The organism is Pseudoalteromonas sp. HM-SA03, assembly GCF_002289345.1.
Lineage (GTDB): Bacteria > Pseudomonadota > Gammaproteobacteria > Enterobacterales > Alteromonadaceae > Pseudoalteromonas.
On sequence record NZ_NSDG01000004.1, the window covers coordinates 67,702 to 88,482 of the forward strand.

Annotated in this window: 23 protein-coding genes and 4 tRNA genes; 21 read left to right on the top strand and 6 right to left on the bottom strand. The window is 44.2% G+C overall.

Going from position 1 to position 20,781, the window contains the following annotated elements:
* Nucleotides 1-15: 15 nt before the first annotated feature.
* A complete protein-coding gene (gene thiE / locus CKO50_RS00965) occupies nt 16-1,539 on the top strand; it encodes a thiamine phosphate synthase (protein WP_095726650.1) in 1,524 nt (507 codons plus the stop codon).
* Nucleotides 1,532-2,281, top strand: coding sequence for a HesA/MoeB/ThiF family protein (locus CKO50_RS00970; RefSeq protein WP_095726651.1), 750 nt, complete (start codon nt 1,532-1,534; stop codon nt 2,279-2,281). Before thiE ends, CKO50_RS00970 begins: the two co-directional genes overlap by 8 nt.
* Before the next feature lie 23 nt (nt 2,282-2,304).
* Here the strand turns inward: CKO50_RS00970 and asd are convergent, their stop codons facing one another.
* Together asd and rsgA are read right to left on the bottom strand one after the other, a co-directional pair.
* The gene (gene asd, locus CKO50_RS00975; RefSeq protein WP_095726652.1) at nt 2,305-3,171 is read right to left on the bottom strand and encodes an archaetidylserine decarboxylase; all 867 of its coding nucleotides are present in this window, start codon (nt 3,169-3,171) and stop codon (nt 2,305-2,307) included.
* Nucleotides 3,172-3,269: 98 nt separating this feature from the next.
* Nucleotides 3,270-4,319 (bottom strand): small ribosomal subunit biogenesis GTPase RsgA, encoded by a 1,050-nt coding sequence (rsgA, locus tag CKO50_RS00980; RefSeq protein WP_095726653.1) that lies wholly within the window; start codon nt 4,317-4,319, stop codon nt 3,270-3,272.
* Nucleotides 4,320-4,480: 161 nt separating this feature from the next.
* Between rsgA and orn the strand changes: the two genes are divergently transcribed.
* From orn to alr, 19 genes are all read left to right on the top strand, one after another.
* Nucleotides 4,481-5,026 carry an oligoribonuclease gene (orn, locus tag CKO50_RS00985; RefSeq protein WP_010607090.1) on the top strand — a complete coding sequence of 182 codons (546 nt, stop codon included), beginning with the start codon at nt 4,481-4,483 and terminating at the stop codon, nt 5,024-5,026.
* Nucleotides 5,027-5,269: 243 nt separating this feature from the next.
* Nucleotides 5,270-5,345, top strand: a tRNA-Gly gene (locus tag CKO50_RS00990).
* Nucleotides 5,346-5,473: 128 nt separating this feature from the next.
* Nucleotides 5,474-5,549, top strand: a tRNA-Gly gene (locus CKO50_RS00995).
* Nucleotides 5,550-5,676: 127 nt separating this feature from the next.
* Nucleotides 5,677-5,752, top strand: a tRNA-Gly gene (locus CKO50_RS01000).
* A 202-nt stretch (nt 5,753-5,954) separates the two neighbouring features.
* Nucleotides 5,955-6,030: transfer RNA gene (locus CKO50_RS01005), tRNA-Gly, on the top strand.
* A 207-nt stretch (nt 6,031-6,237) separates the two neighbouring features.
* Complete coding sequence (gene rpsF / locus CKO50_RS01010; RefSeq protein WP_010368810.1) at nt 6,238-6,579, top strand: 30S ribosomal protein S6; 342 nt, start codon at nt 6,238-6,240, stop codon at nt 6,577-6,579.
* 38 nt (nt 6,580-6,617) lie between these two features.
* The gene (priB, locus tag CKO50_RS01015; protein WP_010368809.1) at nt 6,618-6,947 is read left to right on the top strand and encodes a primosomal replication protein N; all 330 of its coding nucleotides are present in this window, start codon (nt 6,618-6,620) and stop codon (nt 6,945-6,947) included.
* 11 nt (nt 6,948-6,958) lie between these two features.
* Nucleotides 6,959-7,186, top strand: a complete 228-nt coding sequence (gene rpsR, locus CKO50_RS01020; protein WP_002962753.1) for a 30S ribosomal protein S18 — start codon at nt 6,959-6,961, stop codon at nt 7,184-7,186.
* A 35-nt stretch (nt 7,187-7,221) separates the two neighbouring features.
* Entirely contained in the window at nt 7,222-7,674 is a 453-nt protein-coding gene (rplI, locus tag CKO50_RS01025) for a 50S ribosomal protein L9 (RefSeq protein WP_010368808.1), read from the top strand.
* Between the two features lie 415 nt (nt 7,675-8,089).
* Nucleotides 8,090-8,500, top strand: coding sequence for a type IV pilin protein (locus CKO50_RS01030; RefSeq protein ID WP_095726654.1), 411 nt, complete (start codon nt 8,090-8,092; stop codon nt 8,498-8,500).
* Complete coding sequence (locus CKO50_RS01035) at nt 8,484-8,942, top strand: GspH/FimT family pseudopilin (RefSeq protein WP_010607092.1); 459 nt, start codon at nt 8,484-8,486, stop codon at nt 8,940-8,942. The genes CKO50_RS01030 and CKO50_RS01035 overlap by 17 nt, the downstream gene beginning before the upstream one ends.
* Nucleotides 8,933-9,355 carry a prepilin-type N-terminal cleavage/methylation domain-containing protein gene (locus CKO50_RS01040; RefSeq protein WP_095726655.1) on the top strand — a complete coding sequence of 141 codons (423 nt, stop codon included), beginning with the start codon at nt 8,933-8,935 and terminating at the stop codon, nt 9,353-9,355. The genes CKO50_RS01035 and CKO50_RS01040 overlap by 10 nt, the downstream gene beginning before the upstream one ends.
* Nucleotides 9,352-9,663: a PilW family protein gene (locus CKO50_RS24325; RefSeq protein ID WP_255228846.1), complete on the top strand. Its 312-nt coding sequence runs from the start codon at nt 9,352-9,354 to the stop codon at nt 9,661-9,663. Before CKO50_RS01040 ends, CKO50_RS24325 begins: the two co-directional genes overlap by 4 nt.
* 174 nt (nt 9,664-9,837) lie before the next feature.
* Nucleotides 9,838-11,577: a polymer-forming cytoskeletal protein gene (locus CKO50_RS01050; protein ID WP_095726656.1), complete on the top strand. Its 1,740-nt coding sequence runs from the start codon at nt 9,838-9,840 to the stop codon at nt 11,575-11,577.
* A gap of 423 nt (nt 11,578-12,000) precedes the next feature.
* Nucleotides 12,001-12,552 carry an RNA polymerase sigma factor gene (locus CKO50_RS01055; protein ID WP_095726657.1) on the top strand — a complete coding sequence of 184 codons (552 nt, stop codon included), beginning with the start codon at nt 12,001-12,003 and terminating at the stop codon, nt 12,550-12,552.
* The gene (locus CKO50_RS01060) at nt 12,545-13,024 is read left to right on the top strand and encodes a hypothetical protein (protein WP_095726658.1); all 480 of its coding nucleotides are present in this window, start codon (nt 12,545-12,547) and stop codon (nt 13,022-13,024) included. Before CKO50_RS01055 ends, CKO50_RS01060 begins: the two co-directional genes overlap by 8 nt.
* A 10-nt stretch (nt 13,025-13,034) precedes the next feature.
* Nucleotides 13,035-13,973 carry a DUF4097 family beta strand repeat-containing protein gene (locus tag CKO50_RS01065; RefSeq protein WP_095726659.1) on the top strand — a complete coding sequence of 313 codons (939 nt, stop codon included), beginning with the start codon at nt 13,035-13,037 and terminating at the stop codon, nt 13,971-13,973.
* 124 nt (nt 13,974-14,097) lie between these two features.
* A complete protein-coding gene (gene dnaB, locus CKO50_RS01070) occupies nt 14,098-15,477 on the top strand; it encodes a replicative DNA helicase (protein WP_010368799.1) in 1,380 nt (459 codons plus the stop codon).
* Nucleotides 15,478-15,496: 19 nt separating this feature from the next.
* Nucleotides 15,497-16,570, top strand: coding sequence for an alanine racemase (gene alr, locus CKO50_RS01075; RefSeq protein WP_095726660.1), 1,074 nt, complete (start codon nt 15,497-15,499; stop codon nt 16,568-16,570).
* A gap of 11 nt (nt 16,571-16,581) precedes the next feature.
* Here the strand turns inward: alr and CKO50_RS01080 are convergent, their stop codons facing one another.
* The 4 genes from CKO50_RS01080 to CKO50_RS01095 form a co-directional block, all read right to left on the bottom strand.
* Nucleotides 16,582-17,013, bottom strand: coding sequence for a secondary thiamine-phosphate synthase enzyme YjbQ (locus tag CKO50_RS01080; protein ID WP_095726661.1), 432 nt, complete (start codon nt 17,011-17,013; stop codon nt 16,582-16,584).
* 23 nt (nt 17,014-17,036) lie between these two features.
* Nucleotides 17,037-17,507, bottom strand: coding sequence for a chemotaxis protein CheX (locus CKO50_RS01085; protein WP_095726662.1), 471 nt, complete (start codon nt 17,505-17,507; stop codon nt 17,037-17,039).
* 80 nt (nt 17,508-17,587) lie between these two features.
* Nucleotides 17,588-18,022, bottom strand: a complete 435-nt coding sequence (zur, locus tag CKO50_RS01090; RefSeq protein WP_010368795.1) for a zinc uptake transcriptional repressor Zur — start codon at nt 18,020-18,022, stop codon at nt 17,588-17,590.
* A gap of 127 nt (nt 18,023-18,149) precedes the next feature.
* Nucleotides 18,150-20,612, bottom strand: a complete 2,463-nt coding sequence (locus CKO50_RS01095) for an EAL domain-containing protein (RefSeq protein ID WP_255228854.1) — start codon at nt 20,610-20,612, stop codon at nt 18,150-18,152.
* Nucleotides 20,613-20,781 lie beyond the last annotated feature (169 nt).

Consider the following 20,781-nt stretch of genomic DNA (forward strand, 5'->3'; position numbering starts at 1 on the left):
TATAAGGAGTTCTCTTTGTCACATATCGTTTGGAGTATTGCGGGTTCTGATTCTGGCGGCGGCGCTGGTATTCAAGCGGATATCAAAGCAACGCAGAGCTTTAATGTTCATTGTTGTACCGTAGTAACTGCGTTGACGGCGCAAAATAGTTTAGGGGTGGAGGCGTTAAACCCGGTTTCGACCACGGTTATCGACTCTCAGCTGACGGCGCTTTCGCAAGATATGCCTGCAACGGTGATAAAGATTGGCATGCTCGCCAATGTTCAGCAGATCCAACTGATTGCTGAACACCTTGAGCATTATAAAGCAACATGGGCAAAACCGCCGCTTGTGGTTTATGACCCTGTAGCTATCGCGACCAGCGGGGATTCATTAACCGAAGAAGACACGGTGGATGCGTTAAAAACCCATTTATTACCGCTGGTGGATATCATTACACCCAATACACACGAAACTCAGCTGCTGACAGGCGTGTATTTGATAGGCCCTGATGCGGTAAAAGAGGCTGCTGCCAAATTGCGTGAATTTGGTGCAAAGTCGGTGATCATTAAAGGCGGTCATTGGGATTACCCAAAAGGCTACTGCATTGATTATGGCTTAGCGGGAGATACCGAGTATTGGCTTGGCAATGAGAAAATTCAAACACCGCATAGCCACGGTACTGGGTGTAGTTTATCGTCAGTGATCGCGGCATGTATGGCCAAGGAGTACCCATTTAAAGATGCTTTTATTCTCGCTAAAGCATACATCAATGCAGGGCTAAAAGCGGCGATACGTTATGGCGAAGGTGTGGGCCCTGTTGCGCATACGAGTTTTCCAGTTGATCTTAATGATTACCCGCAAGTGATAGAAGCGGGGTCTTGGCTTGCTGATGAACTAGAGTTTGCATTACCTGAGGAGTTTAATTTTGCCGCAGGCTTTGCCAGTATTGACGACCCTATTGGGCTTTATGCCGTGGTGGACAGCGCCGATTGGGTGGAAAAGTGCCTTGCTTTAGGTGTCGATACGGTGCAGCTGAGAATTAAAGATCCAGAGCAAGCTAATCTTGAAGCTGAAATACAAACCGCCATTGCACTTGGACAAAAATATGATGCGAAGGTGTTTATTAACGACTACTGGCAGTTAGCGATTAAACACGGCGCTTATGGAATTCATTTGGGCCAAGAGGATATCGATAAAGCTAATCTTGTTGCCATCCAAGAGGCAGGGCTGCGCTTAGGTATTTCGACCCATGGTTTTTATGAAATGCTCCGGGCGCATAACTATCGCCCAAGTTATTTGGCTTTTGGTGCTATCTACCCAACCACGACTAAAGACATGACCGGCCAAATCCAAGGGCTGGAAAAGCTGACACATTTTGTACCTTTGATGCAAAGTAGCTATCCAACAGTCGCTATTGGAGGCATTGATCTTAGTCGCGTGCCAGAAGTGGCTGCAACTGGCGTATCTAGTATCGCGGTTGTAAGAGCTATCACTGAGGCCCAAGACCCACAGCAAGCTGTACTTGAATTAAAGCAAGCTATGGCGCGGCATGACTGAACTCAATGACAAAGAGCGGCTAAGGTATAGTCGCCATTTGCTGTTAAAAGAGGTCGGTGAGCAAGGCCAACTCGCATTGAAACAGGCGCATGTGGCTGTGGTGGGCTGCGGTGGGCTGGGAAGCCCCGCGTTGTTTTACTTAGCGGCGAGTGGCATTGGTAAACTTACTTTTGTTGATGATGACGACGTGGAATTGTCTAACTTACAAAGGCAAATTCTGTATAAGGTGAACCACCTTGGTCAGCAAAAAGCCAAAGCAGCTGGAAAGGTGCTGGCAAGTCTCAACAACGAGATCACACTAGTACCAATTAATGCGAGATTGACTGATAAGAACGTCGCCGAGTTGCTCCGTGATGCCGATATTGTCTTGGATTGCAGCGATAACTTTACTACCCGCTATTTGCTCAATAGGTATTGTCATCAAGCGAGCAAGGTGTTGATAGCAGGCGCCGCGATTGCCACGCAAGGCCAACTCATGTGCTTTGATTTTAGGACTGAGTCACCTTGTTATGCTTGCGTTTTCCCTGAGGGTTCGCAAACACTAGTGGAGAATTGTGACAACTTTGGCGTCATTAGTCCATTACTGGGGGTGATCGGTGCGCAGCAAGCTTTATTGACCATAAACGTGCTACTTGGACATCACCAAGGAAGCGTATTTTGTACGCTAGATGGTATGAGTTTGCAGCAAAAGCAGTATGGGCTCAGTAAAAACCCCGAGTGTGAATGTTGTGGCTTGAGATAGTTTCAAGCCACTAATACAGTAGTTTACTCTGCTATTTTTGCGAAAGGCGTACCCATGCGTGTGACGGTCTCTGGGTTTTGACTATCTAAGAACTCAGCCTTATTTGCCCCCCACGCTAAGATCACGGTAGAGCCAAGTTTAAAGCGACCCATCTCTTCGCCTTTTTTCAGCGTTATCGCGTTGTCACCTTCTGCTGGATATGTCCAAGTAAAGACGTCTCTTCCAGCGGGTGGTGTCACTGTACCTGCCCAAATCGTCTCAATGCTCGCGACGATAGTTGCACCAACCAATACCATAGAAAGCGGACCAATCTCAGTGTCAAAAATAGCAACAACTCGCTCGTTACGAGCAAATAAATTAGGCACATTTTGCGCGGTAAGTGGATTTACTGAGAACAAATCGCCCGGTACATAAATCATCTTACGAAGTGTGCCATCAACCGGCATGTGGATACGGTGATAATCCTTCGGCGCTAGATAAATCGTTGCAAACTTACCACCAACATAAGGCGCAACGTCTTCTTCTTTACCGCCTAGTAGCGTCTGTAAGCTGTAGTTGTGACCCTTAGCTTGGATAATCTGGCCATCGATAACATCACCAAGTTGGCTGATTGCACCATCAACTGGGTGGGCAAGGATATCGCTATCTTCTGCCAAAGGACGGATCCCCGGCTTCAGTGGACGGGTAAAAAACTCGTTAAAGGTTTTATAGTGAGCTGGATCTTCGTGCAATGCCTCGCTCATGTCGATTTTATATTGTTTGATAAACAGCTTAATTAGCTTTGTAGTTAAGGTGCCAGCTTCTGCTGCGGCAAGCTTACCAACCAAACGAGAAACCGCATGTTTAGGTAATGCATATTGCATGGCAATTTTTAGTTTATCCAAATTCACTTTTAACAGTTCCTAATTATTAGTCTTGTCACTTTCGCTTTTTTGTATTGCGAAGTGGCTATCGGGCTCAAGTCATTGAGCCAATTTAGCAAATATTATCAGACTCTCGGCGCGCGCGCACCTGCGCGGCCATCAGCCATAGATTCTAAAATACGATGGTAACTTTCAAAACGTAATTCGCTGATTTTACCTTCATCTACGGCTTCACGAAGTAAACATCCCGGATCGTTCAGGTGTTTACAGTCTCTAAAGCGGCAGCCACCAATAAATTCCCTNTCTTTAAAGCACCAAGTGACGCGTTCCACGTCTAAGTGCCATAGGCCGAACTCACGGATCCCAGGGCTGTCGATCAGGTTTCCACCGGACGGCAAGTGGTGTAAGCGCGATACTGTGGTTGTATGTTGTCCTAAGCCGCTATTTTCGGAGACTTCTTTGGTGAGAATATCTGCATTGGGCAGTACCGTATTGACCAATGTTGATTTGCCAACCCCTGATTGACCAACAAAAATATTATTTTTGTCCTCAAGCATGTGTTTTAACTCGTCAATGCCTTCGCCTGATTTTGTACTGACTAACAGTACGCGATAGCCAAGCTCACGATATATATCTAAGACTTCATCAATATATTCGAGGCTTTCTTGGTCAAGCAAATCAATTTTATTGAGTAATAAAATCGGCTCTATCCCCATATCCTCACAAGCGACTAAGTAGCGATCGATGATTTGAGGGGTAAATTCCGGCACAACGGCCGACACCATCAATATTTGGTCAATATTCGCAGCGACAACTTTCACACCGTCATAAAAATCTGGACGAGTGAGTTGTGTGCGCCTTTCATGCACAGCCTCAATTACGCCGGCTAAGTCACCATCACTGACCTTGGCACGACGAAAAATGACTTCATCACCGCAAACTAAGCTTGTTACGGTACGACGAATATTGCAACGCAAAACCTCTTGGTCTGTGGTTTCTATATCCGCATGTTGGCCGAAGCGGCTGATCACCACTGCGGCTTCTGTTGGCCCTAAGTTGTCGTTTTGCCATGAAACATCAGATACTTCTGTCTCTTTCGCTTTATCGATTCGCTTCTGATGATTGGCTCTAATCCGACGGGATTGGCCCTTACTGAGTTTCTTTTTCTTTGCCATGTTTATAATCTGTTTAAGCTTAGGCGTGCAGAGCGTTCAAATTTAGGCTATAAATCAATAAAACGCCGCGCATGGTAAAAAAAGCTTTAGGTCGAGTGTTTAAACTAATATGATATATCTAATTGCATTGGATCTAAAGGAAAGTACCGCTAAGGTAAAGTATGACTTTTCATGAATCAAACTTGATCTGGCTCGATCTAGAGATGACGGGGCTAGAACCGAAAACAGATAAAATCTTAGAAATCGCGACGGTGATCACAGATGGTGATCTCAATGTTTTAGCTGAAGGTCCAGTAGTGGCAATTCATCAAAGTGATGAGCTGTTGGACAATATGGATGAGTGGTGCACCAATCAACATGGTCGCTCAGGTCTGACTGCTCGCTGTAAGGCGAGTAAGTTCACGGAAGCAGATGCAGTTAAGCAAACACTTGATTTCCTTAAAGAGTGGGTGCCGCCAGGTGCTTCTCCAATGTGTGGTAATTCTATTGGTCAAGACCGTAGATTCCTCAACAAATACATGCCAGAGCTGGAAGCTTATTTCCACTATCGCAATTTGGACGTCAGTACGATAAAAGAACTTGCGAGACGCTGGAAACCTGAGCTATTGGGTGAGATAAAGAAAAAAAGCTCTCACTTAGCACTGGATGATATCAAAGACTCCATCATGGAGCTGAAAGTTTACCAAGAAAAATTCTTCAAAGTTTAAAAAAATACTTGCAAAGCAAATTTTATCTTGTAGAATCCTGCCCCGCTTGAGACGACAAGCCCTGCGGGGTTTTTAGCCCAAGCGCGGCACTAGCTCAGCTGCTAAAACGTTAGACGCGACCTCAAGGTTGCGCCCAGCGGAAAACTAAGAGCTATATCGGAATGCGGCACTAGCTCAGCTGCTAAAACGTTAGACGCGACCTCAAGGTTGCGCCCAGCGGAAAACTAAGAGCTATATCGGAATGCGGCACTAGCTCAGCTGGTAGAGCGCGACCTTGCCAAGGTCGAGGTCACGAGTTCGAACCTCGTGTGCCGCTCCAAACTTCTCAGTTTATATTCGACTGAAAAAATAAAGAATATGATGTGATGCGGCATTAGCTCAGCTGCTAAAACGTTAGACGCGACCTCAAGGACGCGCCCAGCGGAAAATTAAGAGCTATATCGGAATGCGGCACTAGCTCAGCTGGTAGAGCGCGACCTTGCCAAGGTCGAGGTCACGAGTTCGAACCTCGTGTGCCGCTCCAAACTTCTCAGTTTATATTCGACTGAAAAAATAAAGAATATGATGTGATGCGGCATTAGCTCAGCTGCAGTAGGTAATCAACGCGACCTTGCGTAATTACCGACAATATAATGAGCTAACTATGGAATGCGGCACTAGCTCAGCTGGTAGAGCGCGACCTTGCCAAGGTCGAGGTCACGAGTTCGAACCTCGTGTGCCGCTCCAAACTTCTCAGTTAATATTCAACTGAAAAAATAAAGAATGTGATGCGGCATTAGCTCAGCTGCTAAAACGTTAGACGCGACCTCAAGGTTGCGCCCAGCGGAAAACTAAGAGCTATATCGGAATGCGGCACTAGCTCAGCTGCTACAGGTAATCAACGCGACCTTGCGTAATTACCGACAATATAATGAGCTAACTATGGAATGCGGCACTAGCTCAGCTGGTAGAGCGCGACCTTGCCAAGGTCGAGGTCACGAGTTCGAACCTCGTGTGCCGCTCCAACTCCCCCTAAATATTCTTACTTTTCAGTCACTCTAAAAAATCCTTGCAGATATAGTCTTATTCCACCAATTTTTCATAACAAACTGATTGCTTAATTTTAATGCTACGCGTAAAATACGCGCTCTTTCGGCCTTACTATTATCGTTCCTTGCCTTACCCCGACTGGCCGAAACGGGACAAGGCTATACTAACCGTAAGGAATATCCATGCGTCATTACGAAATCGTATTCATGGTTCACCCAGACCAAAGTGAGCAAGTACCTGGTATGATCGAGCGTTATACTGGTGCTATCACTGAAGCTGGCGGTACTATTCACCGTCTAGAAGACTGGGGTCGTCGTCAACTGGCTTACCCAATCGAAAAGCTTCACAAAGCACACTATGTTCTATTGAACGTTGAAGCACCAACTGAAGTAATCAACGAGCTTGAAACTTCTTTCCGCTACAACGATGCAGTGCTTCGTAACCTAGTTATGCGTACTAAAAACGCGGTAACTGAAGCGTCTCCTCTTGCAAAAGAAGAGAAAAAAGAAGCAGCTTCTGCTTAATCGTTGTTGATTTCGGATTTGACTAACCTTTCGAGGTAATGGTGAGTAATCAGGTTGACCTGTATACCAATCAATATCTGCTTTCGGGCGTGATTTGTAAAACACCAAAATTTAGTCAAAGCCCTGCTGGGATCCCACATTGCATATTTGTACTTGAGCACAAATCAATGCAATTAGAGGCTGACCTTACTCGAAATGCCTACGTGCGTATTCAAGTGGTTGCCAGTGGAGAACAGTTCCGAAACCAAACTGAGCATTTATACGTTGGGCAAGCATTACAAGTTCGCGGTTTTATAAATCGCCACGAGAGCCGAAATGGCTTGAGTCAGCTGGTATTGCACGCACAACATATTGAAAGAATTAATTGAGGAAATTACTCATGGCACGTTATTTCAGACGTCGTAAGTTCTGCCGTTTTAAAGCGGAAGGCGTACAACAAATTGATTACAAAGATCTGGCTACTCTTAGAAACTACGTAACAGAAAGTGGCAAAATCGTACCTAGCCGTATCACAGGTACTAGCGCTAAATACCAGCGTCAGCTAGCAACTGCTATCAAGCGTGCTCGCTACCTAGCCCTTCTTCCATACACTGACTTACACAAGTAAGCAGCTGATTACTAGTTTTTAAAAGGTGTAGAGACATGCAAGTTATTCTACTAGACAAAATTGCAAACCTAGGTAGCCTAGGTGATCAGGTTAATGTTAAATCTGGCTTCGCACGTAACTTCTTATTCCCTAAGGGTAAAGCAGTTCCTGCAACTAAATCTAACATTGAAACTTTCGAAGCACGTCGCGCTGAGCTTGAAGCGAAAATCGCTGAAGAGCTAGTTGCTGCACAGGCACGCGCTGAAAAACTAGAAGCACTAGCTGAAGTAACTCTAGTTTCTAAAGCGGGTGACGAAGGTAAGCTATTCGGTTCTATCGGTACTCGCGATATTGCTGATGCTATCTCTGCAGTAGGTGTTGAGGTATCTAAGTCAGAAGTTCGTCTACCTCTTGGTACTATCCGTGAGACTGGCGAGTTCGATGTAGCTATCCAAGTACACTCTGACGTTACAGCTACGATCAAAGTAATCGTAATTGCTGAAGCTTAATTTTTAATTGAGCTTAAAAAAGCCGTGTATCTTTATGCACGGCTTTTTATTCACTTAATTTACCTAAATTAGCCCAAATTTCGGACAGTAAAAACCTAGTTAACAGATATACTTAATGCTATTGGTTTTGTTGGCATTCAAATCTTTGGTTGAATTAAGTAACCCTTCAAAGAAAAATCATAATAATAATCTTATTCATACCAATTTAAGGTGTGACATGGATGATCCTCTCGCTCAAAGTTTGCCTTATATCAAAAGGCAATACTATTGTAATGTGGTGTAATAAGTTTCCTTTTTAGAAACTTTCGCTCCATGTTATGTTTACATATTATAGGTTAACCCTTTTCTTTGTCTTTTGTCTGTCATAAGGTGGAATAAAATGACAGCGCTATCAATTTAGTGGTGGAATAATTAAATGTCGGTAAATAAAGGTTTTACGCTTACAGAGCTATTAATTGCGGTTGCAATAGTGGCGATCACAGCCAGCGTGGCATATCCGTCATATGTGGAATACGTTCAGGATGGACGTCGTTCGCAAGCACAACAGCAAATGTTGGAAATGGCAGGTGTGATTGAGCGCATATACAGCCGTAATAGTGGCTACCCTGATGCGAGTTTACTTACAGACCTGNAGTCTACATTCTACACGTTTAAATATATTCCCACTGATAAACCAAATGGCGCAGTTGGGCAATACCGTAACTTGGGGTATCAATTTACAGCCACGCCAATAGCGGGAAAAGCACAAGCGGCTGACAGGTGTGGTGTACTAAGTATCAACCATCTTGGTGAACAGGGACCGAAGAACAATGACTGCTGGCAATAGATACTTAGGGTTTACCTTGCTTGAGCTGCTTATTTCCATGGCAATACTTGCAATTTTAGCTTCGATAGCTGCGCCAAGTTTTATAAAGCAAATTCAGCAAGACAGACTCACAACGCATGCTAATCAACTGCAGGCGGTATATCGCTTAGCCCGAAGTGAAGCGGTTCGGCGTGAGCAACAGGTATCACTAGTTGTTGAAGACAGCGACTGGGTTGTGAAAACTAATGAGAATGGTCAATTGACCGAAGTGGGGCGGTTTTCTATTAAACATAGCTCGATAGAAGTGGCACTTGCCGACCAAGTTGTGCGTGAAAGTGGCGAAGTGCTGGCAACAAACAATATATTGATCACCGACAACATTGCCAATACTCAGGATTATCGTTTATGTGTGTTGGTCAGCGGTCAAAGTTGGTTAGCTGAGGCGGAACAAAATTGCAGTTAAGTAAGGGGTTTTCTCTCATTGAAGTCGTGGTGTCAATGCTGGTGGCTGGGCTAATGTTACTAGGTCTTGCTGCGACGCAGCTTAAGTCATTACAGTTTGCCTCCAATAGCTTTCAATACACGATGGCGTTAATTCATGGCCAAAATACAATTGAGAGAATATGGCCTTTGTTATGTGAGTTGCAACATAACAACAATGATATGACGCTCGCTAATCCAGTTATTCAACAGCTGCATCCAGTGGACAGTCGCTTTACGTTAGTGCTGCCTGCGACCTATAGCAATAACATGCAGCTTACGGTGAGCTGGGAAGATAAGCGGGTAAAAAACCCCGCTGAAAACCAAATTTCTTTGACTACCAGTTACCCAGAGGTTGCGGATACTTGTTCTCCACCGCCAGGAGGAGGCTCATGAAAGAGATAAAGGGATATACCTTACTGGAACTCATGGTTGCGATGGTTGTGGGGTTAGTATTGGTTATGGGGATTGCAACGTCATACACGTCAATAAAAGAAACGGTGACGACAAGCCAACAGCTCGCAACATCGCAAGAGATCGTTCGCTATACCAATCGAGTGATGATGCGCAGCATCAAGCAAACTCAGGAAATCCCTACTGTGACGGCGACCGATATTACGATCCGCCAATTGGCTGGGGTGCCCGCTTGTGATGGCAGCGTACCTANTACACTGAACGCTACTTTTTACAAGATGGGTATTTAGTGTGCGATCGTGGCACTGGTGATATCAATCTTTTGAAAGGGGTAACTGGACTCGCGTTTGCAACCGATGCCAGTGGTCAGTTAATTACAATCACAATACAAGGTAGTAGTTTTCCGACACAATACGGTGCAGGCATACAGATGAATTTTTACGCTGGATTAGGTAGCTAATACAATGAAACAACAACAAGGTTTTACACTGGTTAAAGTGATGCTGCTCGGCGGCATGGCTAGCGTTGTGGTATTCGCTTCTCTCAAGGAAGGTGTTGTACAAGAAAGATTAAGTGGTAACTTCCAAAAAGACATTAATGCAAGATTAGTGGCTGAACAAGGGATCAGAGAATATCGTCAAAAGTTGGATGCGGCGTTAAGTGGCAACCCGCAAGATGTTAATGCGCTGATAAATGGTATTAGTAAAACGGGTAGTGGAACGATCTCTGATTCACAATATCAGATCTCGGTTAATGCCAATGGCAATGAATTTGAAATCGAAAGCTTAGGTCAGCGTCATGGTGAGCACGCGAACCATCGACTAGTTGCGCGCTTCGAGTTACAGCCAGCAGCGAAAGAGTCCATATTCCAAAATGCGGTTACTGGCTGTAAAGGTGTGAATCTATCTGGTAGTGGCTCTGTCGATAGCTATGACTCATCGAAAGGCACTTACGAAGAAACAAAAAGCCATGATGGTGATGTACACACTGTGGTAGGCGATGCAGATGTAGTGCTATCAGGTCACTCTCCGATTAAAGGCGATGTTGAAGCATCTGGTGTGATTTACTTAAAAGGTTCTTCACCGATTTTGGGTGACGTTAGATCAAATACCGGGGTAGATATTTCGCCGTCATCGAGTGGTATTCGGGTGGAAGGTAATGTCTATAGCCGCGGCTTTTTTACACATCGAGGCGGCAAGATCCAAGGTTATGTACGTGCAATGGGTGACGCGAAAATGGAGTGGGGCGCTGAGATCCTCAACCAAAATGGTGATGCGTTCGATATTCAATATACTGGCAGTGGTCAATTTAAAGATACTGGCTTGCAAGTTCAAGATGGTGTGCATTACTCCGATGCTAAATTTAGAGTAGCAGATTTAGTGGTTGAACCGGTAAAAGTGTACGATCCTGACTCTCCTGACTATGACCCTGCAAAGCCTAATAAAGAGTGTGATCCTTTGGCGTTGCCTTTTAATATGGATAGCATTATCGATCCTCGTAATCGATTCACTCCTCTAAATGTAGGCGCGCAACAAATATTACACTTTAAACCAAAACAAGCAGTGTATGAGCGTAATGGCTCGAGCGTGTATGTTGCAAAAGAGCACACCATTTATTTATTTCAAGGGGTGGATCAAAACCTAGGCACTGCGACAGAAAAAACGCAGCTTGCGTTTCCATTTAAAGGGTTGAAGTTAGGATCTGACGGCAAGATCAAGATCTCTGGTGGTGATGTGATTTGGTTGATTGATGGTGACCTCACATTAACTGGCAACACCCATATCTGGATAGAAAAAGAAAGTTCTCTGACCGTGTTCACCACTGGCAAAGTTTCTATTGGCGCAAGTGCTAAGGTTATTGCTGAGCAAGAAGGCTTAACGAAGAAGAGCAAGCTGCCGGTTTTTAGTGTGTATTCATCATTTGATGGCCCTAATGGTTTTGTATTTAGCGGCGCCTCTTCTCTATATGCTGCTATTTATTCACCATTGACTTCTATTCTGTTGAACGGCAGTGGGCAGCTTTACGGCACGGTTCGTGGGGCATCGATTACTGGTACCGGTGGTACAGGGATCCACTTTGACCAAGCATTGAAAAATGCTGGTGTTGGTGTACAGCCGCCTGGACAAAAGCCGAAATTAGTCTTTAAGGGCTGGCACTATAAACCATACCAAGTAGCAGACGAGAGTGAAGCTAATACCAATTGAATTAATTCTCTAATCAATTTGAAGGGTGAAATAGCATATTAGCTTCGTTAAAAATTTCTCATTTAGAACAACTAAATAGCAAAATTTTTGCCTTGCCTATATGGATATAGGTACCTTAGCGGTAGCAGGACGCGAGAGCGGTGCTACTAAAGCTATTTCTCCGCTTCAAGATAGATCATTTACTTAATACAACTGGTATAAAAGCGCTGAGTAACTTTCCTGAGTGGAGCGCCAACGCTCCACTTTTTTGTTGCCAAATACAAAAAGTAAAATTTTTTCCAACCCTTTTAAACCATTTCTAATTTCGCCTGCGTCTAAATAAGTACTTTATAAAAAAGTAGAAATTGGCAATTGAGCGTTGGTGACTTTGTTTGTTTCATTCGATATGCGAAGATGAAGGAATCAACCCAAAGGAACAGACGCATGATAATTAATGCCAAAGAGGCATTTACACAAGAACAAACTGATGCGCTAGTGGCTAGATGCCAGCAAGGGGACCAAGGTGCATTTCGCGAACTATTTGAGCAACATCACCGTCGCGTATATGCATTATGTCTTAGACTGCTCGCTGACCCCGCTCATGCAGAAGATGCATGTCAGGAAGTTTTTGTGCAATTGTGGCAAAAAATAGACCAATTTAAAGGGCAATCACAGTTTACGACTTGGCTTCATAGTGTGACCAGTAATATTGCTATCAGCTATCTTAGAAAGCAAAAAAACTGGTTACAAAAGGTTGTAAGCTTTGAGCAGTCCGGACTGGATGAGCAAGGTGCTGAGCAGCTAGGTGAGCTAAATGGCTTAGATAAACTCATTGTTAGATTGCCGGAACGTGCCAGATTGGTTTTCGTATTACATGCTGTCGAAGGGTATCGCCACGAGGAAATTGCCAATATGTTAAACATGGCCGTCGGGTCGAGTAAGTCGCAATATCACCGAGCACGTAACTTATTACAGGAGTGGTACAACAATGACTAAACCATCTTTTGATGAATTTATGCATACCGCACTGAATGACGAACAGTCGCAGCCAAAGCCACAACGTGACTTATGGCAAGGCGTTGAGCGTGCAATCAATCAAGCACAACCGATGCAGTCGCCAAAGCAAAATAATTGGCAAAAGTTATCTGGTATTGCGGCATGTACTATTGCGGGCTTACTCGCTTGGCAAGTCATTATGAATCAGCCCAAGCAAGACTCACTGGCTAACATTAGCGCTTTTTTTGAGCAGCAAAAGCAGTCTTTACTGGTTCAATATGAAACGCAGCCAGCGCTGACTTCTGATTGGCAGACACAATTGCAAGAGCTCGAGCAGGCGGAACAAGCGATCAAGCTGTCTTTAAAGCAAGATCCTGAGAACGCTGCGCTGTTAAAAATGTTAGCTCAGGTTTATCAGCAGCAACTCGACTTAATCAATAAGGTTCACCAACCTCGTTGGCAACACATTTAGGAGAATTAGGATGAAAGCATTAATTATTGGCCTAGCGGCGCTACCTGCGATAGTGTTCGCCGGAGAATCTATCGATAAAGAACTGTCGGTCCCTGCAAATGGTAAAGTTGTCATTGAGAATCAGCGCGGTGATGTAACGATAAAAACATGGAATAAAAACGTTTTTAAAGTGACAGGTGAGTTAGACGATAAAGCCGAGGGTTATAAACTAGAAACCTCTGGTGAGGTAACCGAGTTTATCGTGAAGATGCCAAGACGCTATAAAAGTTGGGGCAGTGGTGATGGCTCTAAACTCACCATTTACATGCCGCGTAGCAGTGAATTAAATTTTGAAGGAGTGGTGGTTGACGTTGAAGCTGCGGATTTAACGGCAGGTGCCCGTATCAAAACGGTCAACGGTAATATTAAAGCGAGTAAAATCAGCGGTAAAATTGCATTAGAAACAGTAAATGGTGATATTGATAGTCGTGACTTAGATGGCAATATTCAGTTTGAAACCGTCAATGGGGACATTGAAGATATCGCTTCGAGCGGTAAGCTAAGATTTAACGCCGTTAATGGCGAAATTAAAACGCAAACTACCGCAACTGAGCTGCGCTTAGAAAACGTCAATGGTGAAGTCGAGTTGAAGATGGCAGAGTTAAAAGACTTACGCTTATCTACCGTTAACGGCGAAATAGCAGTATATGCAGCAAAGTTACTGGATAACGCCAATATAAATATGGACAGTGTTAGTGGCGATATTGAGCTTTATTTCCCAGCAGATGTATCAGCAAGGTTTGAAATCAACGCGCATTCAGGTGGCCATATCACCAATGAGCTAAGTTCAGAGCAAGTTAAAAAAGCCAAATATGGCCCAGCTCGTTCACTCGAGTTTGTGCTTAACGGTGGTAATGCAGATGTAGAAATCGATACCGTTAGCGGCAATATTGAGCTAAAGCGTAACTAGTGAAGCAATAGAGCAGTAAGAACAACAAAAGGCTAGGGTTTCCCCCAAACTCTGGCCTTTTGTTATTTGCACTTATGGGTAGACCAGATACAATAGAGGGCCTTCAATTTCTCAATGTTGTGATATGGCTAAACCAGATATACAAGTCGATACCTTAAAAGTTCCACCGCACTCAATTGAAGCTGAGCAATCTGTGCTCGGTGGCTTGATGCTAGATAATGAAGCCTTCGACCGTGTTGCGGAATTGGTGGTCTCTCATGACTTTTATACCAGAACCCATAAGCTGATCTTTGAAGCAATGGAGAAGCTGGTAGAGCTTAGTCAGCCTATCGACTTAATCACGATATCTGAGAATCTAGAAAAGAATAATCAGTTAGAAACCATAGGTGGTTTCTCCTATCTTGCTGAGATTGCTAAAAACACGCCAAGTGCTGCAAACATTGATGCATACGCGAGTATCGTCCGTGAGCGTGCGGTTGTTCGCGAAATGATTGGTGTGGCGAATGAAATAGCAGAGGCAGGCTTTAATCCTGAGGGACGAGATAGCCATGAGCTGTTAGATTTAGCTGAGAGCAAGGTATTTAAGATTGCTGAGCAGCGCACTAAAAGCACTGAAGGTCCGCAAAGTATTCACAGCATCCTAGAGAAAACGGTTGATAAAATTGAAGAACTTTACCAATCTCCACAAGATGGTGTTACCGGGGTAAGTACAGGCTACGGCGACTTAGATAAGATGACGGCAGGACTACAACCTTCTGACTTGATCATTGTCGCAGCGCGTCCGTCGATGGGTAAAACCACATTTGCGATGAACTTGGCTGAGCATGCCGCGATGACGCAAGATAAGCCGGTACTGATTTACTCGCTAGAGATGCCTTCAGAGCAGATCATGATGAGGATGCTCGCTTCACTCGGCCGTATCAACCAAACCAAGGTACGTACCGGTCAATTAGATGATGACGATTGGGCACGCCTGTCATCTACCATGGGCTTACTGATGGAAAAAGGCAAGATGTACATAGATGATGCATCTGGTCTTACGCCAACAGATGTGCGTTCACGCGCGAGACGAATTGCACGCGATCACGGTGGGATCAGCATGATCATGGTGGACTACTTGCAGCTCATGCGCGTACCGAGCCTTTCGGACAACCGTACGCTTGAGATTGCTGAAATTTCTCGTTCATTAAAGGCACTAGCCAAAGAGCTGCAGTGTCCAGTTATCGCGCTTTCTCAGCTTAACCGTACGCTAGAACAACGTGCAGATAAACGCCCAGTAAACTCTGACTTACGTGAATCAGGCTCTATCGAGCAGGATGCCGACTTAATCATGTTTATTTATCGTGATGAAGTTTACAACGACGATAGCCTAGACAAAGGCACGGCCGAAATCATCATAGGTAAGCAACGTAACGGTCCGATCGGTAAGGTTAGGTTAACCTTCCAAGGTCAATACTCTCGATTCGATAACTATGCGGGTCCAGCAATGGACGACGAATATTAACCGTCAATTGAGTAGTGAAATGCGACTAGCGAGTGCTGAAATAGATTTAACCGCGCTGAGAGAAAACCTACAGCTGACGCAAAAACTGGCGCCAAAAAGTAAGATTATGGCGGTGCTTAAGGCCAATGCTTATGGTCATGGTTTGGTTAAAATAGCTCAGCATTTGCAAGATGCGGATGCATTCGCTGTGGCGAGAGTTGATGAAGCGCTCGCGCTTAGAACAGGTGGCATTACTAAACCAATAGTCCTGTTGGAAGGTTTTTTTCATCCTTCTGATTTACCCATTCTACTTGCCAATAATTTGCAAACCATAGTGCATGACATTTCTCAGCTTGAAGCCATTGAGCGTGCTAATTTAGATGCGCCGCTCACGGTTTGGCTAAAAGTAGATACCGGTATGCATCGTCTCGGCGTTGAGCCTGAAGAGTTTGAAGCATTTTATGCCCGCCTTAAGCGCTCAAAAAATGTTGCTGATAAAATCCATTTAATGACACACTTTGCTTGTGCCGATGATATCAAAGACAATAAAACCGAAGTACAACAAGTGCTATTTAAGTCTTTAGTTGGTCAAAGTCATGCACCATTGTGTTTGGCAAACTCCGCGGGGATCATCGGTTGGCCTGAATCTCATGGCGACTGGATCCGTCCGGGCCTAATGCTTTATGGCGTTTCGCCTATGCTTACGCGTGTTGGCCAGCAACATGGTTTAAAGCCAGTCATGCGCTTGACCACTAAAGTTATTGCCATCAAGCGTGTGAGAGCGCGTCAGGCGGTGGGATATGGCGGACGTTGGCAATGTGAACAGGACACCTATCTCGCCGTTATTGGTGTTGGCTATGGAGNCAGACACGCTAAAATCGGCACTCCAGTGGTTATTGGTAACCAGCGTTACGGCATAGTTGGCACCGTGTCTATGGATATGATCAGTGTGAATATTGGTGATAATCCTAATGGCATTCAAGTTGGTGACGAAGTAGAAATGTGGGGACCAAACCTGCCCGTAGAAGAAATAGCGCAATGTGCAGATACTATTCCATATGAGCTGCTGTGTAACGTCACCCCAAGAGTAAGCTACGAATACATCGAGGGTTAAGTGGCGAGCGTCTAGCCTTTTCTTTCACCTTGAAGCGTTGCGATAACGCGTCTTGCGCTCCCATGGTCACGATGCTCACCGAGATAAATACCTTGCCAAGTACCTAAACCCAGGTGGCCCTCAGAAATGGGGATCGTTACTTCACATCCTAAGGTGCTGGATTTGATATGTGCAGGCATATCGTCATCGCCCTCGTAGTCATGGCGGTAGTAGCTTTGCCTCTCTGGTACAAAATGATTAAAGTGGCTTTCCATATCCATACGTACCGTTGGGTCGGCATTCTCATTAATTGTTAGGCTGGCGGAGGTGTGTTGTATAAACAGGTGCAGCAGCCCTATACGATAGTCATGGAGTTCTGGAAGCTGCGAGATAATCTCGTCGTCTACCAAGTGAAAGCCTCGTTTTCGAGGCTTCAAGGTAATTTGTTTTTGAGTCCAACTCATAAAGTAACGTGTGTTTTTAACTGTTAGGCGAGTTTGTCGAAGCTGACTTCGATATTGGCATCACCGTCAGGAGAGGTGAATGGCATAATAAGTTTAGGACCATCACATTTATGGGTGATGGTATGGCCTGGACCTGAAACGACAACCGGTGTTGCCATATCAAACTCGTAGCCTTTTTCGCCGAGCAGGTTTTTAGCACCGCCAGTGACCATGTTGGTGATTTCACCAACCATATCAGTGACGTCTTCATTAATGGAATCTGGGCGTTCACCAAGCATACGCTCCATAATGGTTAGCGCTAGGCTCTCTTCAAAGGTGATCGAAAATGACCCTTTTGTCTGTGGACCAACCATGCCAATCAGACCCGATACATCACCTTGTGCGACTTCGTCTTTCTTCACTTTTGGCTTACCCGGCGTCAATTCTGTTTGCGCCATTGTAGCCAATACATTGATTAGAGATGATAAAAAGGGGTTGATGAACTCTACATTCATATGGACTTTCCCTTACGCATTTTTAATAAATTAGTGTCGCTCTTAGTGATAAGTGTAGTGGGCTTTTTTACTCACTGCACTTAATCTTTACATTTTTCGCAACGACCATGAGCCTCGATGGTTTGCTCTGTAACCACAAATCCGGTTTCTGCAGCTAGGCTGTTCAGTTCATGCGAAATCGTGTTTGAGTGTAACTCTTGAACGTTACCGCAACTATCACAGATCAGTAATTGCACTGGATGTGTGTGGTCGAAGTGGTGGCAAAGCATAAACGCATTAGTACTTTCTATTTTATGGATAAAACCCAACTCAGAAAGAAAGTCTAAGGCACGATATACGGTAGCTGGTTTTGCAGCCGCTTCTGTCAACTTGAGCTCTTCAAGTAAGTCGTATGCGCCAACGCCACCTTGTTTAGAGGCGAGTAGTCTAAATACTTTTTCTCTAATAGGAGTAAATCGTGCACCACGGTTGTCACATACTTGCTTGGCTTTGCTAACTAGTAACTCTATATTCATGATTCAAAATCCTTACACTGCCTTGCAATACTAACATATTATTTTTATTAGTCTTGTGTTTACCCTGATTTATTATCTCAAGTGGATATTCGGGGGACGATGTTGCTTTTAAAGTTTGTTTTTCTTGCTAAGAAGAGCGCTTAACTGGTTCGATCTTAGTGTGGTAAAAGGTTTCAAATTGTGCAGCAGAAAGCGGCTTGCTAATCAAATATCCTTGACCAAAATCACACTCCAGCTGCTGCAATAAACGCAATTGCTCCAGCGTCTCCACGCCTTCAGCGACTACTTTCATCGATAAATTATGCGCCATAGCAATAATGGTTTTAACTAACGCTTTAGACTCGTGAGTGGTGAGCATATCGCTGATAAAACTGCGGTCTATTTTGAGTAAATCGAAGGGGTAGTGACGGAGATAGTTCAGTGATGAATAGCCCGTACCAAAATCATCCAAAGATAATTTAAATCCTAGCTGATGTAATTGAGTTAGGGTCTGTTTTACCTGTGCCTGTCCAGAGATCAATACGCCTTCAGTGATCTCTAACTCGATAAAGCGATTGGCAATCGGGATGTCTTTTACTAATAGCTCTATCTGTTTCAGTAGGTTAGGATCTTTAAACTGTCTGGGCGATAAATTGATTGCGATGCGGATGTCGGAGTCTAAGTGTTGCTGCCATTGGTGTGCTTGGCTAATAGCCGTTGAGAGTACAAACAATCCGATGTCGATGATCAAACCGCTTTGTTCCGCAACGGGAATAAACTCCGCAGGAGAGACATTGCCCAGTGTTTTACTGTGCCAGCGGAGTAAAGCTTCCGCGCCAAATACATCACTGTCTTCAATATAAAATTGAGGTTGGTAAAACACTTCTAACTCGTTTTCATTCAGTGCTACGCGTAGTGCTTCCTCAATTTCAATGCGCCGAGATAACCGTTGACTCATCTTTTGATTAAATAAACAGTAGCTGTTGCGACCATTACTTTTGGCATTGTACATTGCGGTATCAGCGCAGCTAAGTAACTCTTGGGGGGAGTTCGCGTCTAAAGGATAGATAGCAACGCCGATACTGACTGAAATATTAAAATCTTTATCGTCGACAATAATGGGGTGGTGAAAAAGTTTGATGAGCATATCGGCAACAGAAGTAATTTCTGCAGTGTGCTTAAATCCTCCCATCAATACAATAAATTCATCGCCACTCAGACGTGACACTGTATCTTGCTCACGTAGCGATTGCTTGAGCCTTCCCCCCGAAGCGATGAGAATTTGATCGCCTGTTTCGTGTCCGAGTGAATCATTGATCCTTTTAAAATCATCTAAATCAATAAAAAACACTACCGCAAGCTCATCGTTGCGTTCGGCATCAAACAGTTGCTGTGCTAGTCGCTCCATCGCTAAAAAGCGATTTGGTAAATCGGTCAATGAGTCATAAAAAGCGTGATGTAAAATGACTTCTTCTTGACGCTTTTTCTCGGTGATATCTCGCACTGCAATAACCAGTTGATCTGTTCCTGGAATAGGAGATAACCGAGCTTCGAATAGTTTCGCTTGTTCAGCAATTGTCAGCGGATATTCTATTTGGGTTAATTGGTGGCGCTGATTGGCAGACTTGATGGCTTGGCTAAATTGTTTTGCTGCGTGGGATGGCAGTACCTCCGCCATTTTCTTGTTGATAAACTGTTCAGGCAACATATACAAGTCGTCTGATTTTCCGGTATGGCATTCTAAGATGATACCGTCCGTATTGATTATAAAGAAAATATCCGGTAAGGCCTTAAAAACACTATTGATAAGTGCATGGCGGTGCTGTAATTCTTGGGTATTTTGTAATTGTTGTTGCCAGTTTTTCTCTAACGTTTGCGCCATGACATTGAACTGCTTGGCAAGGACTCCAAGCTCACCATGTCCCACGATATCAGCTCTAGTGCTCAAAGACTTAGTGGATAATGCATCGCCTACTTGGATCAGCCTTTTGATTGGTTTATGAATGAAGTAATGAGTAAAGCTTAGTTGCGCGATAATGATGAGTATTAAAAATGCTGCCAAAATACTCGCCTTCGTTATCAATTGTTGTCTTAATGAGAGAAAAACGACGCTTACGTCGTAGATAGCAACCAGCCTAACTAAATCAGCGGACTCAACGACGGGTACTTTAGATGAAATGGGAATAGCTGCGAGAAAGTGCTGCTGATCAGGGTCAAATGTCACAGTGAGATCAAGTGTGCGTAGCGTAGCAGTCGTTTGTGCCTGACTGATAATTTGATTAAATACTTGTAGTCCAATTGCTGAGTGTTGAGTTTCGTTGATGAGCGTTTCTCCTTGAATAAGGAAGAGTGCTTTATATTTACTGTCCGAATAATTATCCTCGAGGGTCAGGTTGATCTGATTATCGTTGCCCTCCATAAACTCAGTGAAAAGATGCTTACCTAAATGGGTTAAATTTTGTCTCAGTTTTGTCTCGTAGCTTTCGAGCAGCATGTCTCTCTGGCTCACATATGAAATGGAGATAATAAGAGACGAGAGCGCCAAGCCGCAGAGTACTGTGCCCCAAGTCAGTGTTTGTTTTAAATTTATAGAAATAACCCGATTACTCATAAATAACCAATTCAATTACCCTGATTCTGATTAGATTTTTCATTTCAATGCCATTACCTAGGCTGTAGATCTTGTTTTTGCGCTAATGAGCGTGTTTACTTTTTGCTGCAGAGTGATTCAACACTAGTGTAGTCCAGCTGTAAAAACCTGTAGCAAATTTGAGCGAATA